The organism is Aquamicrobium sp. NLF2-7 (assembly GCF_022359935.1).
In the GTDB taxonomy this organism is placed as follows: Bacteria; Pseudomonadota; Alphaproteobacteria; order Rhizobiales; family Rhizobiaceae; genus Mesorhizobium; species Mesorhizobium lusatiense.
In genome coordinates, this window is sequence record NZ_JAKSED010000001.1 from 2977183 (window position 1) to 3001557 (window position 24375).

Below are 24375 nucleotides of genomic sequence, written 5' to 3' on the forward strand. Positions count from 1 at the left end.
GTACGATGATGCGCCAAATCGTCACCCTGTTCGATGAATACCAGTCGAAGGAGAACGCCAAACACACGCTCCGCGCGATGTGCGAAAACGCCCGGCAGGGCTATTGGAATGGCGCTCGGCCTCCCATCGGCTACCGCACCGTGGCGGTCGAGAAGCGAGGCGCGAAGGTCAAGAAGGTGCTGGAGATCGATCCGCTTCACGCCGGGACGATCCGTCTGATCTTTCGACTTGCCCTTGAGGGCGTTGATGGCGGCCCGATGGGCGTCAAGGCCATCACCTGTGTCCTCAACGCGCGCGACATCCGCACACGCGACGGCGGGCGCTGGGGAATTGGGCAAGTCCACGCGATCCTGACCCGTACCACCTATATGGGCGAGCACCGTTTCAACCGGAACCATGCACGCACCAAACAGCGCAAAGCGGCGACAGAGCACGCCATCATGGGCGTGCCGCCCTTGATCGCAGAGCATGACTTCATCGAGGTTCAGAATCTGCTCCGATCGCGCAACCCCAATATGATGCCCCCGCAAGCGGTCGGAGGGCCGACACTGCTGATCGGTATCTGCTTCTGCGCCTCATGCGGCGGAGCCATGACCATCCGCATCGGAACCAGCAGTTCCGGAATCCGATATCGCTACTACCAATGCTCGACCCGGGCGCGGCAGGGAACAACCGGCTGCCAGGGGCCGGCGATTCGGATGGATCGCCTGGACGAGGCTGTGATTGATTTCCTCAGATCGACCCTTCTTGCGCTGGAACGGATCGAAGTCTTGATGGGGCCGCTTCTGACCCATCGGGAAAGCTGGGCGGATCGTCGACAGCGATATGTCGTCGAAATGCGAGAGCGGGCGGACGAGGCGGAGCGCAAGCTTCGGAATCTCCTTGAAGCAGTCGAAGATGACATGCTTGCTAGCACCGATCGGATGTTCGGGGAGCGCATCGCCGAACTCTCCACCCTTCGGGAGCGGGCCGAGATGGAAGCGGATCGAATCGAGTCATTGGCGAAGCGTGCAGGCCCGACGCTGGAAATGCAGGACGTGATCCGCACCGTCTCAACCAGCGGCGCTGTGTCGCCGGTCTTCCGCCGAAGTCGGTCCACCGGCCATGTCGGCAGGAAGACCGAGGTGGCCCGAGCCATCGCACGCCTCCAACTCTATATCGAGGGATTCTCCGGCGCGGGCGCGGATCAGTTCCTATCGAAATTGGACCAAATCGTTGAGGATTTGGCCATGTCACGATGCCATGAACCTGTGTTTGGCTGGAGTTGGCGTCTTTCGGAACGCCGTCCGAAATGCCGCCGCTGCGGGAAGCGCTGGCGACTGAGATCTCTGTGGGACGCTCTCCCGCCTCGACAGCCGCGTGAAGACGGAACTGGTCCAGCGCTTCGTCTCGGGCGTGCCGGTCTACCGGCAGCGCTTTTCGCTGGTGGTGGGCCGCCATGCAACGGAACGGTTCTACCGGCTGAACCGAACGGCGATGGCCCATGCCAAGCAACTGCGCGGGCCGTTCGAGGGCAGCCTCGATCGCCTTCCATCGACTGGGGCGCCTCCGCGTTCGCGGCCACGAAAACCAGTCATGTCGGGAAGCCTACTGAATCTCGGCACCGCCGCCATTATCCTCTTCAACTGACACTACCTCAGAAGAATAGTGACGGAAACAAGGGCAGGAGGACGAAGTTTGAAGGCACAATCACGGCCCGCCTTCTCAGTTCGGATGGGGTCACATCAGTATCACCGACGACTACATCTGGTCGGAAGCCTTACCGCTCGCCACCGGTGGGTATCAGCTGCGCAGCAATCATGCTGGATTGCCCTACCTATCGTTTGTCCGTGTCCCAATAATGTACCGGTGCGGGAAGACAGGTTCGAGATCGCCAAGAACGAGCTCGTCTCGACCACAAAAAAAACCATTCCTGGCACGGGTGGCATCGCCACTTCTCGCTCATCATGCTCGCCTTTGCAACGACGGCCAACATCCGCCACTAAGCCAACGCCGAGACGCCCCCAAAAACGATCCGTCGCACCCGCCGCGACCGGCTCATCGATTCAGGAAATTCTTCACGTTGCCACCCATCTCGCGCTGAAGCAAATTCAGCAGGCATACATCATAGCAATAGCATGGTCGCTCTGGCGACGCTCCCATCAGGCCGCCGCTCAACAAACCCATATTAAATCGAAGATGCAACTGTAGTGCTAGCCCAGCGGCGGCAACTCCAGCATCGCCTGGGCTGCCGCCTCGTCCGTGATCAGGACCTTGGCGTTCGTGGCGGCGATGCCGGCGCGGATCGCGTGAATCTTGCGCACTCCGCCCGAGGAGATGATGACCTTCGGCACCTTGCGGATGTCGGCGGGGTTGATCGACATGGCGCGCCGGTTGACAGGATGGTCGATGACAGTGCCCTCGGCATCGACGAAGCGGCCGAGCACATCGCCGACGCCGCCGGCAACCCTGAGGCTCTCGCCTTCTTCCCATGAGAGGATGCCGCGCCGGAAGATCGACGCCTGCTTGCTGATGTCGCTGACGGAAAGCAGCGCCATGTCGACCTCTCCCGCCCGTTTCCGGAGCTGCCGGAGATCGTCGAGTTCCCATAGGGCAGAGGCCAGTTCCTCATGCGGCACGAAGATCGGAGCGGTGATCTGGAACAGTTCCGTCTTGTAGAACTCCGCAAGCCGCCATGCCACGGCCGAGGGATTGTGGGCGGCAGCATGGGTGAGGCCGCCAAGCAGCGACACCACCGTCATGTTCTCGACCTCGCGCCAGCTCAGCGAGTTCATGCAGGCAGCCAGCGTGGCTCCCCAGCCGACCCCGATCGTCAGCCCGTCGGAAACGCGCTCGGAGATGTAACGGCCGGTGGCGTGGCCGACCACGGCGGCGATGCTCGCTTCCGACTGATCCTGCGCCGGTGCGACGATCGCCTCGAACAGGCCGAAATGCCGCTCCAGCGCCCGTTGCAGCTTCAGCAGCGGCTCGGCCTGTGCATTGATGGAAATCTGCACCGTGCCGTCCTCGCGCGTGGCGGCCAGCAGGCGCAACGCCTTGATGCGGCTGATGCCCAGATGCTGCGCCACCTGCTCCTGCGTCAGGCCCTCGATGAAATAAAGCCATGCCGCGCGCAGCTTCAGTTCGTCCTGATCGGACTGGAACTTCGTCTTCTTCTGGCGGGTGGCGGTACGGGCCATGGTCTTCTCCTCTTCGGAGGCAGATAGCCGAATTCGAAACAAAGTGGAATCCGGCCCTGGCACATCGATGCATGATTTGTGTGGTCACGTACGTTGCAATATTGAACAATTATTCTTTTTTTGCAATAAATGTTCTATTGCGGTGCGGGAAGCTCTGCGGGTGCGATATGCGATGCGGCCGGGCAGGGCTAAGGCCGCGGCTGGAACAGGGACTGGATTTGATGCGCATTTTGATTTCGAACGACGACGGGATCGGGGCTCCCGGCATCAAGGTTCTAGAGGAGGCCGCGCTGCGCCTGAAAGCCGATGTGTGGGTGATTGCGCCGGATGGCAATCGCAGCGGCTTCGGTCATTGCATCAGCCTGCGCAAGGGATTTTCTGTCAGCCGTGTCGCCGAGCAGCGTTATTCCTGCACCGGCACCCCGGCCGATTGCGTCATCGCCGGGCTGAACTGGGTGTTCCGCGATGGTGGCCGGCCCGATCTTGTGCTCTCCGGCATCAACGAAGGCCGCAACGTGGCCGAGGATGTGTCCTATTCTGGCACCATGGCGGTGGCGCGCGAGGCGGCGCTGAACGGCATTCCTGGCATCGCCTTTTCGGCACCGCGCGACAGCGAAACCTTCTCGGATGCCGGTCTCGACTGGCTGTCGGCGCGCATCCGCTCCTTCTGGGAAACGCGCGGTGAATGGGCCAGTGAAGGTCACTGGCTGAACGTCAACCTGCCGCGCCGCGTGCCGGCCCCCATGCGCGCCGCCCGCATCGGCCGCGACAAGGTGGCGACACGTGTCGTCATTCATGAGGAAGACGAGGTTTCGGCGCGCATCGAGCCGCTGGCCGACCGCAACTACTTCACCACCGGAGAGGATGAAAACGGCCTCATCGACCGCGGTTTCGCCGCCGTAACCTGCCTGAACTGGTTCGGAAATGCGCAGGTGCCTGCGGGCGCGCTGCACGAGCTGGAAACAGCCTGAAGCGGCTTGGGAAAAAGATGGCCTCGCCCCGTCGTGTCGGGGGCGAGGCTTGCCAGCCGGCATCTGGGCCGGTCAATATTTCGGATAGACCGTTTCGAGCACATCGTCGAGATAGTTGTTGGTGAAGCTGTCCAGCGTGCGCACGGTGGTTTCGACGCGGCCGTCGGGGTGGAAACTGTGCTCCAGATAGCCGACGAGGCGCGTGCCGCCCATCTCCGGCACCAGCTCCTCGCGGGTGGTGAAGGCGATCGAGGAGCACCATTCCAGCCGGATCTGGCCATAGGCGCGTGAGCGCTGCTGGTGCAGGTGGCCGCTGCCGATGAACTTGAGCGACGGGTGGTTGACGAGCCGGCGCAGCCGTTCGGTGCCGCTGGGGTCCACGGTCCAGTAGGTGAGCTCGGTCACTTCCGGCGCGTCGATGAACAGCGGCTGGTGGCTGAACACCGCAAGATGCAGGTCGCCAAGCGTGTCGAGCTGTGCGTCCAGCCAGTCGAACTGCTCCTGCTCTTGCGGCAGGCCGGAGCCGATCAGCATCGAGTTGATGCCGAGGATGCGCCATCCGTCGCGGTCGAAGGACCAGCGATCCTTGTTGTAATAGCGCTTGTAGCGGGCGAGGCGCCCGGCATTGATTCGGCTTCCCTTCTCCTCTTCCGGCTTCGACAGGTTCGGATTGTCGCCGATGTCGTGATTGCCGGGGATGTAGAGAATGTCCTTGCCCGTGCGGCCAAGGAACTCGCGGCAGAAGACGTAGTCCTCCTCGAAGCGGATGCCGTCCAGCGTGATGTCGCCGGTGTGGACGATGTAGTCGTGATCGGAGGCGGAGAGCGGCGCGATCATCTCTTCGTTGTTGCGGCGGAAGTGCTCGGTGCGTGGCGAGAGGTGGGTGTCGGATATGTGCAGGATGCGGAACGGACTCATCGGGTTCTCCATGGAAGGCATTGCGCCGCCACGCTTTTCGCATATTTTGCAGATTTGTACAAATGTATTGACCTTGATAGAATAGTTCAATATTTTCGATTTCAGAGATTGCGACGCAGCTATGCCTTGTTCGTCTGGCAGTCAGCGTCTGTAGCCGCATCCCATGGAGGAGAACCGGAATGTCGGGGATCGAGATTGCCAGCCTGAACAAGAGCTGGGCCACCTTCAATGCGGTGCAGGACGTTTCCTTCGCGGTCGAGGCGGGCACGCTGACCGTGCTTCTGGGACCTTCCGGTTGCGGTAAGTCGACGACGCTGCGGCTCATCGCCGGTCTTGAAAGCGCGACGTCCGGCGCGATCCGCATCGGCGGCCGCGACGTCACCAACGAGCCGCCGGCCAGGCGCGACCTCGCTATGGTGTTCCAGTCCTATGCCCTGTTCCCGCATCTGAGCGTGGCGGAAAACATCGTGTTCGGCCTGAAGGTGCGCAAGGTGCCCGCGGCAGAGCGGGCCCGCCGCCTGCAGCGCGCCGTGGATATTCTGGGTCTTTCCCATCTTCTCGATCGCAAGCCTTCGCAATTGTCGGGTGGCCAGCAGCAGCGTGTGGCGCTCGGCCGCGCCATCGTCGCCGAGGCGCCGGTCTGCCTGATGGACGAGCCGCTGTCCAATCTCGATGCCCAGCTTCGCCACGAGATGCGCAAGGAGATCCGCTCCATCCAGAAGTCGCTCGGCATGACCATGGTCTATGTCACTCATGACCAGATCGAGGCGATGAGCCTTGCCGACCAGGTCATTCTCATGCGCAACGGCAGGATCGAGCAGAAGGCGACGCCTTCCGAACTCTATCTGCGGCCCGCCACGTCTTTTGCCGCGCGTTTCATCGGGACGCCGCCGATGAATCTGGTCGAACTGGAGGACGGCGACGGCGGCGCGGTGGTCAAGGGCACCGATGGCCCTGCTCTGGTCGAGGGTCGGGGCACGGGTCTGCTGCTTGGCGTGCGCCCGGAAGAAATCCGGATCGTCTCCACCGGCATCGTCTCCGCCATCGTTCAGTCGATCGACTATCACGGCGCTGACAGCATTCTGGAATGTCTGGTCGGCGACCAGCTCATTCAGGTGCGGGTGGAAGGCGTGCGCCGCCCTGCGGTGGGAGAGCCTGTCGGCCTCGAGTGGAAGCCGGAGGCCATGCATGTCTTCGACAGGGAAACGACCCTGCGCGTCGAGCGCAAGGTGCTGGTGGCTGCCGATGGTGCCGGCGAGGCGCCGGCGCTGCGGGCAGTCAGGTAGTCGGGCAAGTAATCGGGTGAAGCCGCCTTCTGCCGGCGGCCCGCTACATCGAAATCTGAATTTTCACGGGAGGAAAGACAATGAATTCCTGGACTGGATGGATAAAGGGCGCGCTGGCAGGCGTTGCCATGCTGGGTGCAGGTGCTGCACAGGCGGCGCCCGTGGAAATCAATTTCTACTACCCTGTCGCCATCGGCGGGCCTGTCACCAAAATCGTCGAGGACCTGATCGCCCGCTTCGAGGCGCAGTACCCCGACATCAGGGTCAAGCCGGTCTATTCGGGCACCTATCCCGAGACGATCAGCAAGGCGCTCACCGCCTACCGTGCCGGCCAGCCGCCGGAAGTCGCGGTCATGCTTTCGACCGACATGTACACGCTGATCGACGAGGACGCGATCGTCCCCTTCGACGACTTCGTCAGGACCGACGAGGACAAGGCGTGGCTGGAAGGGTTCTTCCCGGTGTTCATGGTCAACAGCGAGCACGACGGCAAGACCTGGGGCGTTCCGTTCCAGCGCGGCACCACGCTGTTCTTCTGGAACAAGGATGCGTTCAGGGAGGTTGGCCTCGACCCGGAAAAGGGTCCGCAGAACTGGGACGAGGTGGTCGAGTTCGCCACGAAGCTGACCAAGCGCGAAGCAGACGGCAATGTCAGCCGCTGGGGCATGCAGGTTCCTTCCTCGCTGACCTCCTACTGGCTGCTGCAGGGCTATGTCGCCCAGAACGACGGCAAGATCGCCGACGAGACCGGCACGCAAACCCATTTCGATTCTCCCGAAGTGGTCGAGGCGCTGCAGTACTGGGTTGATCTCGCCCACAAGCACAAGGTCATGAAGCCGGGCGTCATCGAATGGGCGACCAACCCGAAGGACTTCTTCGAGGGCCGCGCCGCGATGATCACCACCACCAGCGGCAACCTCACCAACATCAAGACCAACGCGCCGTTCCGCTTCGGCGTGCAGATCCTGCCCGAGCACAAGAAGCGCGGCGCACCGACCAGCGGCGGCAACGCCTATATCTTCAACGGCGTGGCGCCGGAGAAGCAGGAAGCCGCCTTCCAGTTCGTCAAGTGGCTGTCCTCGCCCGAGCAGGCCGCTGAATGGAGCATCAAGACCGGCTACATAGCCGCGCGCGCGGATGCCTGGGCAACCGATGCCATGAAGGCCTATGTCGCCGAGTTCCCCGGCGCGCTCGTGCCGCACGAGCAGATTCCCTACATGGTGCCGGAACTGTCCACGCACGAGAACCAGCGCATATCGCGCGTCATCGACGATGCCATCGAGGCTTCGCTGACGGTCAAGAAGGAGCCCGCGCAGGCGCTTTCCGACGCCCAGAAGGAAGCGGACCGCATCCTAGAGGACTATCGGGACTGACGTGTCGGCTGCCACGGGGCGCTCGTTGCGCTCCGTGGTACCCGCGTTGGGTTGCAGGGTCGAAAATCACAGCCCGGAAAGGTTGGCAGGTGAAGAAGACGAACAACATGGTGGTGCCCTGGCTGCTGCTTTTGCCGGCCACGGTCCTGCTTGCCGCCTTTACCCACATTCCGGCGGTGATGACCTTCATCAACAGCTTCTACCGCACGCCGCGCGGCAACCGGCCGGCGCGCTTCGTCGGCATGGACCACTACAGCGGCATGCTGAGCGATCCGGTGTTCATGGCGGCGCTGAAGAACAACGCGATCTATGCGCTGGGCACGGTGCCGGCGGCGATCGCCCTGTCCATGCTGATGGCGATCATCGTCAATTCGGCCATTCGCGGGCGGGCGCTGATGCGCATGTCGTTCTTCCTGCCGACGGTGCTGCCGATGATTGCAGTCGCCAACATCTGGCTGTTCTTCTACACGCCCGGCTACGGCCTCATCGACCAGTTCCTCGGCCTGTTCGGCTTCCATGAGCGCAACTGGCTGGGCGATCCCGACACGGTGCTCGGCAGCCTCATGGTGTTGGCGATCTGGAAGGAAGCCGGCTTTTTCATGATCTTCTATCTGGCTGCCTTGCAGCAGATCAGCCCCACGCTGTCCGAGGCCGCCGCGCTGGAAGGCACCAGCCGCTGGTACTTCTTTCGCCGTGTGACCTTCCCGCTTCTGATGCCGACCACGCTGTTCGTGATGATCAACGCCATCATCAATTCGTTCCGGCTGATCGACCATGTCATCGTCATGACCCGCGGCGGGCCGGACAACGCCTCCACGCTGCTGCTCTACTATGTCTACAACGTCGCGTTCCGTTTCTGGGATACGGCCTATGCCTCGGCGCTGACCGTCGTCCTGCTCGCCGTACTTGCCCTGTTGGCCTTCGTCCAGTTCGGCGTTCTCGATCGCAAGGTGCACTACAAATGAGCGCCATGACCCTTTCCCACCATGCCCGCGAAGCCTCCTTCTGGCGGGTTCTGGAAACCGGGGCCTGCTATCTGCTGGGGCTCTTGTGGATCCTGCCGCTGTTCTATGCGGTGTGGATGGCGGTGCATCCGCCGGCCTACGAGGTGCGCTTCGAGTTGCTCGCGCCCCTGACGCTGCAGAACTTCGTCGATGCCTGGAACGCCGCGCCCTTCGCGCGCTACTTCCTCAACACCTTCGCGCTGATCACCACCATTCTGGTGTGCCAGTTCGTGGTCTGCACGCTGGCCGCCTATGCCTTCGCCCGCTATGAGTTTCCCGGCAAGACGGTGGTGTTCATGCTGGTGCTGATCCAGCTCATGATCATGCCGGAAGTGCTGATGGTGGAGAACTATCGCACCATCTCCAGCCTTGGGCTGGTGGATACGGTTCTGGCCATGGGCCTGCCCTACATGGCGTCGGCCTTCGGCATCTTCCTGCTGCGCCAGACCTTCCTGACCGTGCCGAAGGAACTGGATGACGCCGCGCGCGTCGAAGGCGCGGGACCGCTCGCCGTTCTGCTCAAGGTCTATGTGCCGCTCGCCCGCCCCGTCTATGTCGCATACGGGCTGGTTTCGGTCAGCTATCACTGGAACAACCTTTTGTGGCCGCTGGTCATCACCAATTCGGTTACGACCAGACCGCTGACGGTCGGCCTTCAGGTGTTCGCCTCGCCCGATCAGGGCGTGCAGTGGAGCGTGATCTCGGCTGCGACGCTGATGACCTCGGCGCCGCTGCTGATCGGCTTCCTGCTGTTCCAGCGCCAGTTCGTGCAGAGCTTCATGCGTGCCGGCATCAAGTGATGCCGGCAGCGTTCACAGGAATTATCCACCCTAGATCACGCGGATGAACCGGGGACTCTTGGTCCGGAAGTCCTAATGGGCACCATAAGGAATTGTGTGGCAGCTACGCTGCGTCCTGGTTGCCGGAATTTCGGTGACTATCGTTTGCAATGCTTGGATCGCACTTCTGGAATGTCGAGCGCAGCGAGCCGTAGAGGATCTGCGGTCGGTTTTGCAGCAGAAGATGCGCGCCTGTCCGGCGCCATTGTATCTGCTGCTTCTGGGCGCAACGCTTGCTGACGACAGCGTTGACGGTGGCCTCGACGAAAGCGGAGGATATCCACTCTCCGGAGCGGTAGTGTTAGCCATGTCGCTTAGCACTTAACCGGGCTCTTCCTCTCTTTGTTTGGTTGAGCGGTAACATTCGGGCCTTCATCAGTTCTGGCTCGGCTCGGCCGTACATGGTATGCTTCAGCGTTTTGAGGCGATTGATCTGCCCTTCGGCTTGGACGTTGCTGCCAAGGCAGTTCGATTGTGTTTTCACGGCATGGATGTCTCGCCGCAGAACGCTTGCGAAACGCCTTAGGTGTTCAGTCCCGGCATCTGGTGGATCGGGTTTAGGATGAATCGATCTGGCTCTGAAGTCCAGATTTTACAGATGTATTCATAGGGAGTGAGGCCGCCGAGGGTCTTGAGCCTGCGCGCAAAGTTATAGGCCGCCATGAAGTCGGCGAGGTGCGTTCGTAGCTGGTCGTGGCTGTCGTAATGGAAGCGTTTGACGGTGGCCTCCTTGATCGTGCGGTTCATCCGCTCGACCTGGCCATTGGTCCAAGGGTGATTGGGTTTGGTCAGCCTGTGCTCGATCCCGTTTGCCTCGCAGATCATGTCGAAGCGCATCGGACGGGAGGTGATGGTGTTCCGGTTCCGAGGCTGTTCTGCGAACTGGATGCCGTTGTCCGTGAGGACGGTGTGGACCTGATAAGGCACGGCCTCGAGCATGTGCTGAAGGAACTCCCAGGCCGTCTTCCTGTCGGCTTTGTCGACGAGCTGGGTTACGGCGAACTTGCTTGTGCGGTCGATGCCGACGAATAGGTAGAGCTTTCCTTCAGCGGTCTGCACCTCAGCAATATCGATGTGGAAGAAGCCGATAGGATAGCGCTTGAACTTCGACCGTTTCGGTTTGTCACCGCCCACGTCGGGCAGTCGAGAGATGCCGTGGCGCTGAAGGCACCGATGCAGCGCCGAGCGTGTCAGGTGCGGGATGGACGGCTGCAAGGCATAAAGGCAGTCGTCCAGCGGCAGCAACGTATGGCGTCGAAACGCGACGACGGCCGCCTCTTCGGCCTCCGTCAGGATCGTCGAACGCGGCACCGATGGCCCGGTCTTCATATCCTCGACCGTCGCGCGCTTGCGCCACTTCGCAACCGTTTTGGGATTGATGCCCAGCTCTCTGCTCAGCTGCGCGAGCGAAGCTTGCGATCGCTGTATTGCTGCTCGGACAGCGTGCGTAGTCGTGGCGCTGCCATGATGAATTTGTCCCATAGGGCTTCCTTCCATTCCAAAGAAAGGATCGCACCATTAAATCATGGGATCAAACACCTAATGCGGCAATTCGATGTCGATGGCCTCGTCGATCCACTCATCCAGCGTATCCGGATTTTTGCCGCGCAAGATTCCGGTAAAGCGCATGGCCAATCCACGCATCCTGCGGAACGGTTCTGAACCCCGTTTCACCGCATCGACCTTGCTCGCCTTAAACAACGAATGACCTCAGAATCGGTTTATCCGTTGGCATATTCCGGATGCGCGGCGCTGTCCTAATTTCCTTAAGTTGCATCAATGTCAACGGAATGCAGGCGGGCCAGCCGTTTCGTCTCCATAATCTCACTTTGCGTGCGGGCCGAGTTCCAGCCGAGTGCTTCGGCAGCGATCCGGGCCGTGGTCTCGACGACCTCGTCAGACAGCTTTCCGCTAAGCGCGATGTCGGTGCGCCGGAAGAGCAGGTCACTCAGCCTGACCACGGATTCGCTGCGGCACAGGAATGCAAGCTCTTCCTGCCCATAGTCTGGCAGACCGTTCGGTGCCTCGCCATTGTCTGTCTCGCTGGCGATTGTGCGGGCATAGGTGCCGTAGCGCTCGAACAGGATGGCGCTGCGGCGCAGGTCTGTTCCCCGCATTCGCGACAATTCTGCCAAGAAGCAGCGGCGCTGGTCGGCATCGACCGGATAGTCCCTGCCGCCACCGATGCGCATGTTGCGGGTGTCAGTGCCGCGGCTTTTGCCCAGAAGCTTTAGGATGCGGTCGGCTGCCTGTTCGGAAAAGCCACGAAAAGTGGTCCACTTGCCGCCGATGAGCGACAAAACGGGGACGCCGGATCCCGGCAGGCGATCCTCGGCGATATGGTGATCGCGGCTCACCGCGCCCGGGTCCAGCCCGTCGGCGCGCGGCAGGGGGCGCACGCCCCAGTAGGTGAAGACGACATCGCTCCCTGCCAGCCGGATGCCGGGGAAAATCTCCGACACCACATCCAGAAGATATTGCGTTTCGTCTGCGTCGCAGATGGCCTCGTCAGGATTGTCCACCGGAATGTCGGTCGAGCCGATCAGCACATTGCCCATGAACGGGTACAGGAGATTGACGCGGCCGTCGTGCGTTCCGAAGTAGATCATCCTGCCTTGCAGCGCCTCGAGCAGGCGGGGGTGACGCACAACCAGATGCGCGCCCTTGTTGCCGCCCATGTGGCGGCTGTCGATGCCGAGAGCGGCGTTCACCTTGTCGATCCACGCACCGCCGGCGTTGACGACGATGTCGGCCCTCACGCGATGGAACCTGCCGGTGACCTCTTCCTGAAGCAGGAGCGCGCCGCCCTCGGACGCCACGACCGGCGTGTAGTTGTGGGCCGTGCCGGCAGGGTTGAGCGCCAGGCCGTCGCGGACGAGTTCGAGGGCCAGCCGCTCTGCGTGGGTGACTCGGCCTTCATGATAGATGCCGGCGAATGTGACGGCGGGGTCGACCTCCGGCATCTCGCGGCGCAGCGTGTCGCCGCGCAGGAAGCGGTGGGAGGGCATGGTCTGGAAATGCCGGCCGTATAGATCGTACAGGGTCAGCCCGATCCGTGTGATTATGGCGCCGCGGTCGTTGAGCTTGGAAGGCAGGCGCAGGAAGCGCAAGGCGGATGCCCACAGGCCGCCCCATGTCGAGCGGATGGGCAGCACCGTTTCCAGTGGCTTCACGTAGTGCGGCGCATTGCACAGCAAGAGATTGCGCTCCAGCGCCGATTCCTTGACCAGACGAAACTCCCCGGTCTCCAGATATTTGATGCCGCCATGGATAAGGCGGGAGGGCGCGGCGCTGGCGCCGGAACAGTAGTCGCTCCTGTCGACCAGCAGGCAGTCCACGCCTTGGGCGCAAAGGTCGCGGAATAGGCCGCAGCCATTGATGCCGGCGCCCAGGATGACCACGGGATAGTGCTGGCGGATGGGGCGCGCGAACGGGCTTGCGCCCGCGGTATCAGTCGTGGCGCCGGCACTGCTGTCTTCATCACGCATCAATGACGGCCACCTTGATCGCGGTTCCCTGTTCGGCGGTCGCCAGCGCCGTCGAGATGTCGGCGAGGGTGAAGCGATGCGTGAGCATGGAATCCACCTCGAAGCGGCCGCCTGCGATGAGCCTGAGCGCGTTTTCATATTGCAGGCGGCTGAGGCCGAACGCGCCCGTGACGCGGATTTCATTATAGTGGATGGCGTTGACATCCAGTTCCGCCCTGTCCCCGGCGGAGAAGCCGGCGAACAGGCTAACCCTGCCGCGATGGCGGACAAGGCCCAGCGCATCGTTGGCAAGGGCTGGCACGCCGATGGCGACGATGACCACGTCGGCGCCCAGCCCATCGGTGTGCGCGCGCACGAACGCGCCGAGCTTTGCGGTGGTGGGATCGACAGTGAAGTCGGCGCCCGCGGCCTCCGCGGCGGCGCGACGCAGTGGGTTCGGTTCGCTGACGATGATGCGATGCGCGCCGGCATGGCGGGCGAGCTTGATGTGGAGAATGCCGATCGGCCCCGAACCGAGGATGACCACGGTGTCGCCCCGGTGGACGCCCACCCTTTCCTGTCCGTTCATGACACAGGCGAGAGGCTCGGCCAGCGATGCCTTGTCGAAGGGCAGGCCTTCGGGGACGGCGAACACATTGCCCCGTTCAACGCCTGCGGCAGGGATGCGGATATATTCCGCGAAAGCCCCGTCGATCTCGTAGCCGACCGCCTGCAGGTTCTGGCACAGGTTCTCGTAGCCGCGGATGCAGTGCTGGCAGTGGCCGCAGGAAATGGCGGGGCACACGCACACGGCTTGACCGGACTTCCAGGTGCCGTTGCCGCCAGCGACCACCTCGCCGGCAAACTCGTGACCCAGTATAGAGGGGTACCGGATGCCCATCGTCTTGCGGCCGCGGAATATGCGAATGTCGGTTCCGCAGACCGTGGCGGCCTTGACCCTTATCAGCAGGTCTCCGGCTTCCAGTCGCGGATCGGGCACCTCGTCCAGCACCAGTTCGTTGGGCCCCGTAAGCACGCCGGCCTTCATTGTCAGTCACTCCCGTTGATCCCCATCATACTGCACATTTGTCATTTTAAATGTCAAGATATTCATATCTGACGACGAGGCGTCACCAAGATTCGCCCATATATGGAGAATACTGGCCAAAAGTATCGCTGCACGATGTGAATTTATGTGATTGTGATGAGATAGATATGCAGAAACTGCTTGACGAAAACCCCAAGCGGATGCACAGTTAGGATGTGAGCTATACAAAAGTTCACTTTTTGGGAGGAGAGGCCGTGGCTGACTGGCGTTACGATTATGCGTCGATGGGCTTCTATACGTTCGACTGTCTGGGCTGGCCCTTTTCCACGGTGCCGGAAGGCGGCGGCACGGTTCTTCTCGACGAGATCGCCATGGCGGTTTCCGGCGCCGCCGGAGTGGCGGCGATCGCGGCCGCCAAGATGGGCCTGAGCACGCTTGCCGTGGGCGGCGTCGGCAATGACCTGATGGGAGACTGGGTGCTCGAGCGGATCGCCGGGTTCGGCGTCGACATCAGCACGCTTCAGCGCATCGAAGGCTCGCGCACGTCCTCCTCCATAGTGCTCACGCGGCAGGACGGATCCCGGCCGGCCCTTCACATGAAGGGCGCCACCGGCGATTTCTTCGTCGAGCCTTCCGATTTCGACCGAGTGACAGATGCGCGGGTGTTCCACCTCGGCGGCGTCGGCCTGATGGACCGCATGGACGGGGCTCCCAACGCGGCCCTGATGAAGCATGCAAAGGCGCGCGGCTGCGTGACGACGGTGGATGTCTTTGCCGGATCGCCGGCTGACCTGCCCGACATCGACGCTGTGCTGCCTTGGACGGACTATTTCATGCCATCTATCGAGGAGGCGCAAGCCCTGAGCGGGCTGCAAGAAATCGGCGACTGCGTAAAATTCTTTTTGGATCGCGGGGCGAGGGCTTGCGTCTTCACGCTGGGCGAGGGCGGTGCGCATTATGGCGATGCGCAGGGAGCATCGTTCAGCATCCCGGCCTTCGACATCGAGGTCAAGTGCACCTGCGGATGCGGCGATGCGTTCGATGCGGGATATGCGGTGGCCCTTTGCCGCGATTTCGATCCCGAGACGGCGGTGCGGTTCGCGCAGGCGACATCGGCCCTCAACGCAACGGGGCTGGGCTCACAGGCGGGGGTGCGTTCGTTCGAGCACACCTTGGAATTCATGCAGAAGACACCGACGAAGCGGCGCCTGGCGGCTGCGGAGTAGGCATCCATCGCAAATGGCAGGCGCGCGGGCTGCGGGCCGGAGGACACGCCCCGATGCTTGCGGGCGCCGGATTTTTATGGAGTGAGGAGAAAACCATGAGACTGACTACCCTTGCCGCCATGTGCGGCGTCGCGACGGCATGCCTTGCCGGAAGTGCGCTGGCCCAGAGCCAGGCGGACCTCATCAAGCCGATCGACAAGGAACTCACCTTCGTCTTCATTCCGAAGGTGATCCACCCCTGGTACGACGTGGTTGCCGAGGGCAGCAGGTTCGCGGCCGAGGAAATCGCCAGGGAAGGCATCAAGATCAATGTGATCTGGGACCAGCCCCCGCAGGCCGACGTGACGGATCAGAACCAGCGCATCGAGGCCAATATCGGCAGGAAGCCGGACGGTCTCGCCGTCGCCTGCCTCGACCAGGCCACCAATGTGCAGATGCTGACCGAGGCCAAGGAAGCTGGCCTCAACGTCTACACCTTCAACTCCTTCTGCGACGAGAAATTTCCCTTCGTCGGCCAGAAGAACAGCTATCAGGACGGCTACGACCTCGGCGAATATCTGGCTACGCATCTGGACGGCAAGGGCAAGGTCGGCATCCTCTCGGGCAGCCTGACGGCGACCGACCACGTCGAGCGCATTCAGGGCTTCAAGAAGGCGTTGGAAAGCCACCCCGACATGCAGATTGTGTTCGAGCAGCCCGACAACGACGTACTCGAAGAGGCGGTGACGCTGACCGAGAACGCCCTGCAGGCGCATCCCGACATCGCCGGCTTCTTCGGTTCCAATGCGTCCAACCCCATCGGCGCGGCGCGCGCCATCAAGAATGCGGGCCTGAGCGGCAAGGTCGCGGTGGTCGGTATGGACGATTTGCCAGAAGCGGTCGATTTCGTCTGCGAAGGCACGATCACCGCGCTCAAGGCTCAGCGCCAGTGGGACATCGGCTACTGGGCGGTGCGCTACATGCTGGCGATGAACCAGAACCACACCTATCCGTGGGACCATAACACCGGGTCGCGCTTCATCACCAGCGAAGACTGCAAATAGCCTTCGGCCGGCGCAGCGCCTCAGCATGCGCTGCGTCCTTTCATGAGCGAGTCCATGGATCCGTTTGCCTTCGAAGCCCGCAACATCTCGCGCTCTTTCGGTGTCGTCCAGGCGCTGAAAGACGTCTCCGTCGGCATACGGCCGGGCGAGATCCACGCCATCATCGGCGAGAACGGCGCCGGCAAGTCGACGCTCATGAACATTTTCTGCGGCAAATTGCATGCCTCGGAAGGGGGGCTTCTGCGCAATGGCGAGCGGGTGGTGTTCCACTCGCCCATCGACGCCCAGCGGACGGGTGTCGCCATCGCGCCGCAGGAGGTCAACCTCGTCCCGAACCTGTCGGTTGCGGAGAACATCATGCTCGGCGCGCACATCACGCGGGGCGTGGCCATCGACTGGCGCGCCACCCGCAAGGCCGCGATCGAGCACCTGCAAATGGTGGACGACAGCATCGATCCGCGCATGCCGGTCTCCGTGCTGTCGAAGGCCCATCAGCAACTCGTGCAGATCGCCCGTGCGGCGGCAACCGATGCGAAGATCCTTATCTTCGACGAGCCGACGGCCGCCCTCACATACCGCGAGACCGAAAAGCTCTACGCCTATCTCAATGCCTTCCGCGCCGCCGGCGGCTCAGCCTTCTACATCTCGCACAGGCTGGACGAGGTGCTCGACCTGTCCGACCGCATAAGCGTGCTGCGTGACGGCCGCTATGTGGGCGAGCTCGATCCGAAAACCACCACCAAGGACGAAATGGTGCGCATGATGGCCGGGCGCGTCGTCGGCAAGGGCAATGCCGCCGCGCGCACCGTGTCCGGCAATGCCGCGGCGGCGCTGAAGGTTTCCGGCCTCACCCGCCATGGCGAGTTCGAGGATATCAGCTTCACCCTGAGGCAAGGGGAAATCCTCGGCGTCTCCGGGCTCGTCGGTTCCGGCCGCACCGAAGTGGCCAAGTGCATATTCGGCCTGACGCGCTGCCACGCGGGCAGCATTGAGATCGCCGGCCAGCCGGCCGACATCAAATCCCCCGCCGACGCCATACGGCAGGGTCTGGTCTATCTGCCGGAGGAACGCAAGCAGGAGGGGATCTTCCCGCTGCTCAGCATCGCCGAGAACATGGCACTGCCCAATCTCGACAGGTTCCGCGGGCTTGCGCACATGCGCAGTGCCGACATGTTCAAAGAGGTGCAGCGCTTCGTCACCGACCTGAAGATCAAGATCGGCCATCCGAAGGATCCCATTACCTCGCTGTCGGGAGGCAACCAGCAGAAGGTCATCATCGGCCGGTGGCTGATGAAGAACTCCCGCATCCTCATCATGGACGAGCCGACGCGAGGCATCGATGTCGCAGCGAAGTTCGAGATCCAGCGCCAGTTGCGCATCTTCACCGAGCAGGCCGGCCTTTCGGTCATCTTCATCTCATCAGAGATGGAGGAGGTGCTCGACGTGTCCGACCGCATTCTGGTGATGCATGAGGGCCGGCTAAAGGGAATTTTCCCCGCCCGGGACGCCACGCCGGAAACGCTGCTTCAGGCAGCTATGAATTGAATGAGGAAACTGCAATGACTGCTGACAGCCACAGTGCAGCATCGGCGCCCCGGTCCAGCCGACGTGCGGGCCTGCTCGCCCGGTTCTGGCGATGGGAGGCGAGCGGCATCCTGGTGGCGCTGATCGTGCTCATCGCCGTCCTGTCGATCGCCACCGACAACTTCCTGTCGACCTACAACATATCGGTCGTTGCCCGCCAGGCCGCCTTCGTGGGGCTGGTCGCGCTCGGCCAGACGCTGGTTCTGCTGGTCGGCGGCATTGATCTGTCGGTGGGCGCGGCGGCCGGCCTATCGGCAATCGTCGGCTCGCTGCTTCTGACGATGTTCGGCGTCCACCCCTATCTCGTCATCCCGCTCACCATGGCGTTCGGGCTGATGCTGGGGCTGCTCAACGGCGTGTTTGTCGCGGGGCTGCGGCTCAACCCCTTCATCGTGACGCTGGCCACATGGGAGATCTTTGCCGGCATGACGCTGGTCATCACCAAGGGCTATCCGATCCGTCCGCTGGGCGACACTTTCGCCGTCTTCGGCAAGGGCGACATCTTCGGCGTGCCGGTGCCGGTCGTCATCTTCATCGCCGCCGGCGTCATCCTCATCTGGATGCTCACCCAGACTCGGTTCGGCCGCAACATCTTCGCCGTGGGCGGCAACCGCGATGCGGCGGTGCTGGCTGGCATCCACGTCAGATATGTGGAGCTGATCGCCTTCGGCATGGCCGGCATGTTCGCCGCACTGGCGGGCATATTGTTCGCCAGCCGCATGGACGCGGGCCAGCCGTCGGTCGGCGAGGGCTGGCTGATGGGAGCCATCACCGCCGCCATCCTCGGTGGAACGAGCCTGCGGGGTGGGCAGGGCTCCATCGTCGGCACGATGCTGGGCGCGCTCTTGCTGGCGGTCCTCGCAAATGGCACGGTGCTGCTCAACGTTTCGGGCTTCTGGCAGCGGGTGATCGTCGGCGGAGTCGTGCTGATCGCGGTTCTGGTCGATCTCTTCCGCCGCCGCAACTGAACCGCGCCTGTGCGAAACCGCTTCTGGTTGCTGGTTGGGCTTTATCGGCGCTGCCAACAGGGTATGTAAAAGAGGGTGCCCGGCAAAGCCGCAACGGTACAGCACGATTTCGGAAGGTCGATGAAACAGGGCGAAGCGGAACTGACGGAAGACATCAAGGCGCGCGTCGCTTGGCTCTATTACATGGAGGGCATGACGCAGGACCAGATCGCGCAGGAGGTGGGCCTTCATCGCACGCGCGTCCTGCGGATGTTGTCCGCCTCGCGCCAGGACGGCACCGTCCAGATCAGGGTGACGGCGCGACTCAGCCGCTGCGTCGAACTGGAGCGTCAGATCGAATCGACGCTCGGCATTGAGCGCGCCATCGTCATTCCCGATCCCCGCGAGGCGCAGCAGGTTTCGCAGATCATAGGTGCCGTGCTTGGAGCCTATGTAGCCGACAACCTGTCGGACCGCATGACCATCGGCCTCGGCTGGGGGCGCACGCTCAGTTCCAGCCTGCCGGCCATCACCGGCAATGGTCATTCCGACATGACCGTGGTCTCGCTACTGGGCGGCCTGACCAAGGTCAGTTCTGTGAATCCCAGCGAGTTCGCATGGCGCTTCGCCGATCGTCTGGCGGCAAGCTGCTACATGCTCGCGGCACCCGTCTTCGCGCCCGATGTGCGCACACGCGAGGCGCTGATGACGCATCCGGGCATCCGCGAAATATTCCACCGTTCCACCCAGCTCGACATGGCGATATTAAGCGTCGGCGATCTCTCCCCTCAATCGACTTTCGCCGAATACGGCCTGCTGGAGCGCGATGAACTGGCATCTCTGCACCGGGCGGGGGCCGTGGGCGACATCCTGTGCCGCTTCATCGACGCTGAGGGCGAGGTGATCGACCACCAGGTAAACGACCGGGTGGTAGCGGTCGACCCGCGCGATCTGGTCAATGCGCGTAAGATCGTTCTGGCGTCCGGCGGCTGGCACAAATACCAGGTGATCCAAGCTTCCATACGGCTCCTGCGCCCGCATGTGCTGATCACTGACGAGGTGGTAGCCGAACGCCTCGTCGAAACTCGTCTCTGACTGGATATTTAGCTGTTCATTCCCGGCATTTGGTAGATTGGATCGATGATGTATTGGTCTGGTTCTGAAAGTGCAGATCTTGCAGATGTCTTCGTAAGGTGTGAAGCCGCGGATGGTCTTGAGCCTTCGAGCGAAGTTATAGACGTGGATGAAGTCGATGAGGTGCCGACGCAGTTGATCGTGGCCGTCAAGATCGGCAGCGGTAATGCATATGGCTAACGTGTCGTCCACCAGTTCGGCTGTTAAGCCGGTCCCAAATTAGCAATGTGAATAGCCCCATGTTTCGTGGACGCCCTCGGGTTACATTTTCTGCTGCCGTTCGAAGCCGACAGGTGACGACATCCCGTTCCTGACGTGCTTGCGCTTCGGGTTGTAGAACATTTGATGTAGTCGAACACGTCCTGCCTTACCTCCTCGCGTGTTCGGTAGGTCCTGCGTCGCATTCGCTCGCGCTTGAGGAGATTGAAGAAGCTCTCGGCCAAGGCGTTGTCATGGCAGTTTCCGCGATGGCTCATCGAGTCTCGAGATTGTGTTGTTTCAGGAAGGCTGCCCAGTCCACGCTGGTGAACTGCGAGCCCTGATCCGAGTGGACCAGGACCTTGCTCTTCGGCTTTCCCCGCCACACGGCAATCATCAATTCCTGCAGCGCGACGTCGGTCGTCTGCCGGCTCTGCAATGACCAGCCGATGACGCGGCGCGAGAACAAGTCAATCACCACGGCCAGATAAGGCAAAGCCCTCCTGCGTACGGATGTAGGTGATGTATGTCACCCACGCCTTGTCCGGCGCATCGACATCGAACTGTCGAGCCAAGGTGTTGTCGATCACGACTGACGGCTTGCCGCCATAGGAGCCGGGCCGGCGCTTTTAGCCGATCCACCAGCTCGGATGCAGGAAAATCGGTGTTGCCTTGATATAGGCTTCCGGACCGGCATTGCGAAGCAGTTCGCGGCGAACCTCGAAGCAGCGGCGGAAGAACCCGTCCGCTTTCGTCCAGGCTGACGCCATCACGATGCGGCCGAGGCGTTCGGGAAGGCACCGATCTGGGCTTCGAGATCGCCGGGCAGGAAGTAGTTTTCCAGCAGGATGCGCTTCTTCAGCGTCTGGTGCCAGCGCTCGATCTTGCCCTGCGTTTGGGGATGGCTGGGCGATCCACGGGTATGTTCCATGCTTTGGTCAGCGAGCCACTCGGCCAGACCGCTGGCGATGTAGCATGGGCCGTTGTCGGACAGCAGCCGCGGCCGCTGCGCGGCTCTGGCGCTGTCGCAGCCTGATGCTGCGAGCGCCAGGTTGAGCGTATCGGTGACGTCCTCGACCCGCATGGTGGTGCACAGCTTCCAGGCGATGATGTAACGGGAGAAGTCGTCGAGGATGGTCGACAGATAAAACCAGCCCCAGCCGATCACTTTCAGGTGGTTGAAGTCGGTCTGCCAGAGCTGGTTCGGCGCCGTTGTCTTGTCCTGGAATTCGTCGGCCGCCTTGATGACGATGAAGGCTGGGCTGGTGATCAGGTCGTGGGCCTTGAGCAGGCGGTAGACCGAAGCCTCGGAGACAAAATAGCTTTCGGTGTCGGTGAACATCACCGCGAGTTCCCGTGGCGACAGTTCCGATCTGTCGAGAGCAAGGTCGATGATCCGCTCGCGCACCGCCTCGGGGATGCGGTTCCAGACCCACTTTGGTCGTGGCCGGCCGTCCTCCAGGGCATCGACACCGCCTTCCCTGAACCGGTCATACCAGCGGTGGAAGGTGGCGCGGGGGATGCCGAGCTTTCCCAGTGTGCACCGCGCCGGCAAATGCGATTGCTCGACGATCCTGATGATCTCGAGCTTTTCGGATGCGGGGTATCTCATTCGTCGTCGCCCCATCCGCGATCATGCTTTTTTTCAGAATCCGCAACTCCAGCGCCCGTTCGGCGACGACCTCCTTGAGATCGCGCGCCGCCTTGCGCAGCAGCTTCACCTCGTCGCTCGTGGCGGCACGCGACGTGTCGCCGGCCAGCCGCTTCTTGCCGGCTTCGAGAAACTCCTTCGACCAGTTGTAATACAGGCTCTCGGCGATACCTTCACGTCGCCACAGCGCCGCGATCGACTCCTCGCCGCGCAACCCTTCCAGCACAATGCGGATCTTCTCCTCCGCTCCATACTGCTTGCGGGTGGCCCGGCGGATGTCCTTGATCACCGTTCCTGCAGGGCGCTTATCTGTACCGGATTTCTCTCTCATTGGTGCTCCTTTGAAAGGCTATCATGAACCAGAAATCCTCCCCTCTCAGTTAAGCCGATTTTGTCTCATTGGTGCTGAAGCCGGACAATCTGTAGTCGCCGGAGCCGGAAAGGTGTGTGGGAACCGATCTTCTGCGCCCTGACCGTCTGGGCCGGCGTTCACCCGCTTAGTGAATTCCACCCACATCAAGACCCATCGCCCGGCAGCGGCTGAGCGACGAAAATCCATGCGTTGAGCGATGATCGTAGCCGGCCCGGCGTTTTCGCCCTGACATCCGGGAAATACTCATGATCTCTCCGACGAAACGGCGCTGCTGGAGGGGATGGCGCGGGCCGGCTGCTGGCCGGTGCCTATAGCAGGCGTCATAAGCTCGCATAGTTCTGCTGCAAGCCCAAGCACTTCTGCAAAACCGCCCTGAGGTGTGAGAGAGTACTCACAGCCTTCAGGGGCCCGTACCTTCCTTGTGCTGTGACTGGGACGCGGCAAACACAGGCGGAATCTAAAGCGGGCCATGGCGCCAGGAGTGGCACGAAATATTCCGGAACAAAATGTTCCTGATAAAATGTTTTGCGCATAACGGGATTGAAACGAAAACTGATAAAAACTTTATAATTCAAATCATTATGAAGTTCCTTCCTGATCCGCGCGATTGGTATGGAACATGCTTTCCCTGAAGTCATAACAAAAACAGGGGACTGCAATCATGAAGCTCAGACTTTTCCTGCCCGTGCTTGTCGCGGGAGCATTGGCCCTGATTAACATCACGGGAGCCTCCGCTCAGACCATCAAGGTGGGCCACTCCGATAATCAGGCGCATCCCAAGCATGAGGCATTCGTCCATTTCGCCAGACTTGTGGACGAGAAATCACAGGGGCGCCTCAAGGTCGAGATCTATCCTTCCGGTCAGCTCGGGGATGAAAGAGAGCTTCTGGAATCGCTGCAGACCGGAGCTATGCACCTCACCTCCGTTTCCAACGGCGTGATGTCGGCATTCGCACCGCAATTCATGCTGCTCGACATTCCTTTCAGCTTCAGCGACAGCGAATCCGCACGACGGGCGCTCGATGGAGCACAGGATATCCTGTTCACGGATCTGGACCGCATTGGCCTGCATGGCCTGTCGATCTGGGAGCAGGGCTTCCGGCAGGTTAGCTCCGCGAAGAAAGGCATTTCCGCATCCGCTGACGTGCAGGGGCTGAAGTTGCGCACGATGGAAGCCCCGCTGCATGTGGAGGCGTGGCGTGCCATGGGCGCGAACCCCACGCCGATGTCCTGGGGGCAGGTCTATTCCTCCCTTCAGACCGGCATTATCGACGGACAGGAAAATCCGCTCTACGTGGTGACGCAGGAGAAGCTTTTCGAAGTTCAGAAGTTCGTTTCCCTGACCAATCACATCTATGATGCGATGCCCGTGGTCGCCAGCGAGAGCTGGTGGTCCTCCCTCTCCGATGACGACAGAAAGCTGATCACGGACGCGATGGCCGAGGCCACCTCCTTTCAGCGCGGACTTGTCGACGCCGCGGTGGAGAAGGCGCGGACGGATCTGGCGGAACTCGGGGTTGAGGTCACGGAAACGCCGGCCGACCAGATCGCCGTGCTGAAGGCGCAGGCTCAGCCGCCGGTCATCTCCAGAATCCGCGACACACTGGGAGACGCGCCTGTCGATGCCTGGCTGGCTGTCATCGCTGAATAGCCGGGCAAAGCCATGACATCGCGGCGCGAACAATTTGTGCAGCTTGCGCAAGGGCTGGTCTATCTGGTTCTGGCCCTTCCGGTTGTGCTTCTCTCCCTCATCCTCATCGCTCAGGTCGTCTTCAGATACGGCCTGAATTCCTCGCTGTACTGGAGCGAGGAGCTCTCCAGATACATACTTGTTCTGATAACGTTCATCGGGTCCTTGTATCTGCTGCAGCAGGACAGCCTGACCACCATTGAACTCGGCGTACGCTCCCGTGCGCGCAGTGTCCTGGGGCGGGCGATTTCTTTTGCGCCAACGCTGCTGTTCTTCGGCCTGCTGGGGTGGTCGGCTTTCTCGCTGATTTCCCGCACAGCCAGTCAGAAATCGATCGCCCTCGGCCTGCCCATGTGGCTGGTCTACTCACCGATGCTGGCCTGCGGAGTGGCAGGAGCACTGATCGTGCTCCTCAAGATCCTCCTGCCGAACGCCCCGAGATAA

19 protein-coding genes and 6 pseudogenes are annotated in these 24375 nt (G+C 61.8%); 14 read left to right on the forward strand and 11 right to left on the reverse strand.

Going from position 1 to position 24375, the window contains the following annotated elements; all coding sequences use genetic code 11:
- Positions 1-5: 5 nt before the first annotated feature.
- A complete protein-coding gene (locus MIC97_RS14670) occupies positions 6-1841 on the forward strand; it encodes a recombinase family protein (RefSeq protein ID WP_239800616.1) in 1836 nt (611 codons plus the stop codon).
- Between the two features lie 13 nt (positions 1842-1854).
- Positions 1855-1985: pseudogene (locus MIC97_RS14675) on the forward strand (IS701 family transposase); the annotation flags it as partial.
- 207 nt (positions 1986-2192) lie between these two features.
- On the opposite strand, the gene MIC97_RS14680 reads toward MIC97_RS14675, so the two are convergent.
- Positions 2193-3179, reverse strand: a complete 987-nt coding sequence (locus MIC97_RS14680) for a sugar-binding transcriptional regulator (protein WP_239800617.1) — start codon at positions 3177-3179, stop codon at positions 2193-2195.
- 221 nt (positions 3180-3400) lie between these two features.
- Here MIC97_RS14680 and surE point away from each other — a divergent pair, with 221 nt between their 5' ends.
- Positions 3401-4150 carry a 5'/3'-nucleotidase SurE gene (surE, locus tag MIC97_RS14685; protein WP_239800618.1) on the forward strand — a complete coding sequence of 250 codons (750 nt, stop codon included), beginning with the start codon at positions 3401-3403 and terminating at the stop codon, positions 4148-4150.
- A gap of 72 nt (positions 4151-4222) precedes the next feature.
- Here the strand turns inward: surE and MIC97_RS14690 are convergent, their stop codons facing one another.
- On the reverse strand, positions 4223-5068 hold the full coding sequence (locus tag MIC97_RS14690; RefSeq protein ID WP_239800619.1) for a metallophosphoesterase: 846 nt from the start codon (positions 5066-5068) through the stop codon (positions 4223-4225).
- A 179-nt stretch (positions 5069-5247) separates the two neighbouring features.
- Here MIC97_RS14690 and MIC97_RS14695 point away from each other — a divergent pair, with 179 nt between their 5' ends.
- From MIC97_RS14695 to MIC97_RS14710, 4 genes are all read left to right on the forward strand, one after another.
- The gene (locus MIC97_RS14695; protein WP_239800620.1) at positions 5248-6354 is read left to right on the forward strand and encodes an ABC transporter ATP-binding protein; all 1107 of its coding nucleotides are present in this window, start codon (positions 5248-5250) and stop codon (positions 6352-6354) included.
- Positions 6355-6434: 80 nt separating this feature from the next.
- Complete coding sequence (locus tag MIC97_RS14700) at positions 6435-7727, forward strand: ABC transporter substrate-binding protein (RefSeq protein ID WP_239800621.1); 1293 nt, start codon at positions 6435-6437, stop codon at positions 7725-7727.
- A gap of 107 nt (positions 7728-7834) precedes the next feature.
- Positions 7835-8692, forward strand: coding sequence for a sugar ABC transporter permease (locus MIC97_RS14705; RefSeq protein WP_239801153.1), 858 nt, complete (start codon positions 7835-7837; stop codon positions 8690-8692).
- Positions 8689-9531 (forward strand): carbohydrate ABC transporter permease, encoded by an 843-nt coding sequence (locus MIC97_RS14710; protein ID WP_239800622.1) that lies wholly within the window; start codon positions 8689-8691, stop codon positions 9529-9531. Before MIC97_RS14705 ends, MIC97_RS14710 begins: the two co-directional genes overlap by 4 nt.
- 103 nt (positions 9532-9634) lie before the next feature.
- Here MIC97_RS14710 and MIC97_RS14715 read toward each other — a convergent pair.
- From MIC97_RS14715 to MIC97_RS14735, 5 genes and pseudogenes are all read right to left on the reverse strand, one after another.
- Positions 9635-9880 (reverse strand): annotated as a pseudogene (locus MIC97_RS14715) (ISKra4 family transposase); the annotation flags it as partial.
- Positions 9881-9910: 30 nt separating this feature from the next.
- Positions 9911-10096 (reverse strand): annotated as a pseudogene (locus tag MIC97_RS14720) (ISL3 family transposase); the annotation flags it as partial.
- A complete protein-coding gene (locus MIC97_RS14725; protein ID WP_239800623.1) occupies positions 10093-11052 on the reverse strand; it encodes an IS481 family transposase in 960 nt (319 codons plus the stop codon). The pseudogene MIC97_RS14720 and the gene MIC97_RS14725, both read right to left, overlap by 4 nt.
- Positions 11053-11336: 284 nt before the next feature.
- Entirely contained in the window at positions 11337-13058 is a 1722-nt protein-coding gene (locus MIC97_RS14730) for a glycerol-3-phosphate dehydrogenase/oxidase (RefSeq protein WP_239800624.1), read from the reverse strand.
- Complete coding sequence (locus tag MIC97_RS14735) at positions 13051-14085, reverse strand: alcohol dehydrogenase catalytic domain-containing protein (RefSeq protein WP_239800625.1); 1035 nt, start codon at positions 14083-14085, stop codon at positions 13051-13053. Before MIC97_RS14735 ends, MIC97_RS14730 begins: the two co-directional genes overlap by 8 nt.
- A 254-nt stretch (positions 14086-14339) precedes the next feature.
- On the opposite strand from MIC97_RS14735, the gene MIC97_RS14740 reads away from it, so the two are divergent.
- The 5 genes from MIC97_RS14740 (at position 14340) to MIC97_RS14760 (ending at position 19980) form a co-directional block, all read left to right on the forward strand.
- Positions 14340-15311 (forward strand): PfkB family carbohydrate kinase, encoded by a 972-nt coding sequence (locus MIC97_RS14740; protein ID WP_239800626.1) that lies wholly within the window; start codon positions 14340-14342, stop codon positions 15309-15311.
- Between the two features lie 95 nt (positions 15312-15406).
- Complete coding sequence (locus MIC97_RS14745) at positions 15407-16354, forward strand: substrate-binding domain-containing protein (protein ID WP_239800627.1); 948 nt, start codon at positions 15407-15409, stop codon at positions 16352-16354.
- Positions 16355-16396: 42 nt separating this feature from the next.
- Positions 16397-17899: a sugar ABC transporter ATP-binding protein gene (locus MIC97_RS14750; protein ID WP_239800628.1), complete on the forward strand. Its 1503-nt coding sequence runs from the start codon at positions 16397-16399 to the stop codon at positions 17897-17899.
- A 14-nt stretch (positions 17900-17913) separates the two neighbouring features.
- Positions 17914-18906, forward strand: a complete 993-nt coding sequence (locus tag MIC97_RS14755; RefSeq protein WP_239800629.1) for an ABC transporter permease — start codon at positions 17914-17916, stop codon at positions 18904-18906.
- Between the two features lie 120 nt (positions 18907-19026).
- Entirely contained in the window at positions 19027-19980 is a 954-nt protein-coding gene (locus MIC97_RS14760) for a sugar-binding transcriptional regulator (RefSeq protein WP_239800630.1), read from the forward strand.
- A gap of 8 nt (positions 19981-19988) precedes the next feature.
- On the opposite strand, the pseudogene MIC97_RS14765 reads toward MIC97_RS14760, so the two are convergent.
- From MIC97_RS14765 to MIC97_RS14780, 4 genes and pseudogenes are all read right to left on the reverse strand, one after another.
- A pseudogene (locus tag MIC97_RS14765) lies at positions 19989-20169 on the reverse strand (IS481 family transposase); the annotation flags it as partial.
- A gap of 111 nt (positions 20170-20280) precedes the next feature.
- A pseudogene (locus MIC97_RS14770) lies at positions 20281-20852 on the reverse strand (IS3 family transposase); the annotation flags it as partial.
- Positions 20847-20987, reverse strand: a complete 141-nt coding sequence (locus MIC97_RS14775) for a hypothetical protein (protein ID WP_239801184.1) — start codon at positions 20985-20987, stop codon at positions 20847-20849. The gene MIC97_RS14775 and the pseudogene MIC97_RS14770, both read right to left, overlap by 6 nt.
- A gap of 23 nt (positions 20988-21010) precedes the next feature.
- Positions 21011-22199, reverse strand: a pseudogene (locus MIC97_RS14780) (IS3 family transposase); the annotation flags it as partial.
- 703 nt (positions 22200-22902) lie between these two features.
- On the opposite strand from MIC97_RS14780, the gene MIC97_RS14785 reads away from it, so the two are divergent.
- Both MIC97_RS14785 and MIC97_RS14790 read left to right on the forward strand, forming a co-directional pair.
- Positions 22903-23892, forward strand: coding sequence for a DctP family TRAP transporter solute-binding subunit (locus tag MIC97_RS14785; protein WP_239800631.1), 990 nt, complete (start codon positions 22903-22905; stop codon positions 23890-23892).
- 12 nt (positions 23893-23904) lie between these two features.
- Complete coding sequence (locus MIC97_RS14790) at positions 23905-24375, forward strand: TRAP transporter small permease subunit (RefSeq protein WP_239800632.1); 471 nt, start codon at positions 23905-23907, stop codon at positions 24373-24375.